We start from the raw sequence: 3028 nt of genomic DNA on the forward strand, positions 1-3028 counted from the left end.
GAGCTCGTTCGCGCCGCCCCCGTCAGTGCCGGTGGGCGGCCCGCCCACCCCGGCGGTGTTGCCCGCGGCCTCGACGTCGGCGGACAGCGCGGGCAGCGTGAACCGGATCGCCGTGCCCTCGGGCACGTCGGTGTCCACCCAGACCCGGCCGCCGTGGTATTCCACGATCTTCTTGACGATCGCCAGCCCGATCCCGGTCCCCGGGTAGGCGTCCTTCGCGTGCAACCGCTGGAAGATCACGAAGATCTTGTCCGCGAACTCCGGCTCGATTCCGATGCCGTTGTCCTGGCAGGTGATCTCCCACTCCTCGCCGACCAGCCGGGCCGAGACATGCACCCTCGGCGGCACGTCGGGCCGGCGGAACTTGACCGAGTTGCTGACCAGGTTCACCAGCAGGTTGGTCAGCAGCGGCTCCTCGCCGCGGATCACCGGCAGCTCGCCCCAGGTCAGCTCGGCGTCGGCGTACTGGCGGGCCGGTTCGGTCTGCGCGGCGACGTCCTCCATCAGGCGGTTCAGGTCGACGTCGGTGAAGCCGGCGGTGAGCCGGCCGATCCGGGAGAAGGCCAGCAGGTCGTTGATCAGCCGCTGCATCCGCTGCGCGCCGTCGACCGCGAACGCGATGTACTGGTCGGCCCGCTCGTCGAGCCGGCCCGCGTACCGCCGTTGCAGCAGCTGGCAGAAGCTGGCCACCTTGCGCAGCGGCTCCTGCAGGTCGTGCGAGGCGACGTAGGCGAACTGCTCCAGGTCACGGTTGGACCGGGTCAACTCCTCGGCCTGCTTCTGCAACTGCGTATTGACCCACTCGATCCGCTCCCGCGCCTCGCGCACCTCGGACAGGTCCGCCGCGATCTTCTGGCGCATCGCTTCCACGTCCTCGCCGAGCTGCCGGAACTCCGGCGGCCCGCTGCTGGCGATGCGGTGCCGGTAGTCACCCGTGGCGACCTCCCGGACCTGCCCGGCGAGGCTGGTCAGCGGGCGCAGCACCATCCGGTCCAGCGAGAGCACCAACGCGATGCCGGCCACCGCGACCACCAGGGCGGCGACGATGAGCAGTACGACCAGGAGGTTGCCGGTCCGCTCCACGTTCCGGGCGGTGGCCTCGCGGGCGGCGAAGATCTCGTCCTGGAGCGCGGCGACCGCATCACGCAGCTCGTCGAAGCGCTGCCGACTGGCGTCGTTGAGGAGCGCCTGAGCCGCGGCGGTGCCACTGGTGTTGGTCGTGTCGATCACCGGCTGGGCGACGGTACGCCGCCACTCGTCCGCCTGCCGCTCCACCACCAGCAGGTCCGCCTCGATACCGGGGTAGCTGCCGGACAACTCCCGGATCCGCTGCGCGGTCGCCCGCTCCCGCGCCAGGCCCTGCTCGTACGGGGCGAGGTCTTCGGGATCCGCGGTCACCGCGTACCCCCGGACCCCGGTCTCCTGGTCGAGCAGCGCGTTGAGCATCTCCTGGCCCTGCACCCGCAGCGGCCCGACCTGCACCAGCAGCACGTCGGTGTGCTCGCGGTTCTTCGTGGCGACGAACGCCTCGGCCACCGCGACGCCGAGCAGCATCGTGCCGACCACGGCGAGCAGCACCAGCACCCGGCGCCGCAAGGTCCACTGACCGGCCCGGACGTTCATCGGCCGCCACCCCGGGTGACCAGCAGCATCGCCACGTCGTCGGCGAACGGGCCGCCGTTGAGCTGTTCGGCCCGCCCGACCAGCCAGGCCGGCAGTTCGGGCAGCGGGACCGCCCGGCTGGCCGGCTCGGCGAGCAGGCCGGTCAGGCCGGGTACGTCGAGGCGCTCGTCGCCCTCGCCCACCCGGCCCTCGATCAGGCCGTCGGTGTACATCAGCAGAGACCAGTCAGCGGTGTCGAATTCCAGGTCGAAGGCGACCGGCCGGCGCGGGCGTACGCCCAGCAGCAGGCCGCCCGGCGCCGGCACCGGCTCGACCCGGCCCCCGGCGAGCAGCACCGGCGGCGGGTGACCGGCCAGCCGCACGGTCGCCCGGTTGGCACCGAGATCCAGCCGGACCGTCGCGACGGTCGCGAAGATCTCCTGAAGCCGGCGCTCGCTCATCAATACCTGCTCCAGCGCGGGCAGCACCTCGTCGTCCGGCACCCCGGCGAGGACCAACGCCCGCCAGGCCACCCGCAGCTCGACGCCGAGCGCCGCCTCGTCCACCCCGTGCCCGCACACGTCGCCGACGATCAGGTCGACCCGGTCGGGACGGGTCTGCACCACGTCGTAGAAGTCCCCGCCGATCAGGGCGGCGTGCCGGCCCGGCCGGTAGAAGGTGTGCACCGCGATCTGCTCGGTCGACATCAGCGGCTGCGGCAGCAGGCCGCGCTCCAACCGCGCCGACTCGGCCTGCCGCAGCTCCACCTCGCGCAGCCGGCGGGCGTTCTCGTCGGCCCGCTTGCGCTCCACCGCGTAACGCAGCGCACGGCTCAGCAGCACCCCGTCCACCTGGCCCTTGACCAGATAGTCCTGCGCACCCTCGGCGACCGCCACGACACCCAGGTGCTCGTCGGAGCGGCCGGTCAGCACGCAGACCGCCGCGCTGCCGGACATCTCCAGCACCCGCCGCAGGCCGTCCAGCCCTTGGGCGTCGGGCAGGCCCAGGTCGAGCAGGACGCAGTCCACGCCGGCGATCCGCTGGCGGGCCTCGCTCAGGCTGGTGGCGACCAGCAACTCGATTGCCGAACTCGTCTCGGCCAGCAGCTCACCGACGAGGAACGCGTCACCCTCGTCGTCCTCGACCAGCAGCACCCGCAGCCGCTCGCCGGGCGGCAGGTTGGGATTGCCACCCAGCCCTCCCCGCGGGTACGGCCACGACACGACGGAGGGACCGGTGAGACCGGTCCCCCGGTGCGGCCGGGTCGCCGCCGCGACGGGCGGGAGATCGCTGGTGATGTCGGGCTCCTTCCGAGTGCCCTGCTGATCCTGTATTAGACAACGTTCGCACACAACACACCGGGGCACCCGGAGGCGACATGGAGGATGATGTGCACCCCCAGGTCCCACCCCGAGGAGCCACCGTG

2 protein-coding genes are annotated in these 3028 nt (G+C 72.2%); both read right to left on the bottom strand.

Annotation, left to right across the window (positions count from 1 at the left end; translation table 11 throughout):
* On the bottom strand, positions 1-1623 hold a 1623-nt coding region (locus C1I95_RS33055), incomplete at its 3' end, for a sensor histidine kinase (protein WP_111219945.1).
* Complete coding sequence (locus C1I95_RS33060) at positions 1620-2825, bottom strand: PP2C family protein-serine/threonine phosphatase (protein WP_111219947.1); 1206 nt, start codon at positions 2823-2825, stop codon at positions 1620-1622. The genes C1I95_RS33055 and C1I95_RS33060, both read right to left, overlap by 4 nt.
* Between the last annotated feature and the right edge of the window lie 203 nt (positions 2826-3028).

The sequence above is a fragment of the Micromonospora craterilacus genome (assembly GCF_003236315.1).
GTDB lineage: Bacteria > Actinomycetota > Actinomycetes > Mycobacteriales > Micromonosporaceae > Micromonospora > Micromonospora craterilacus.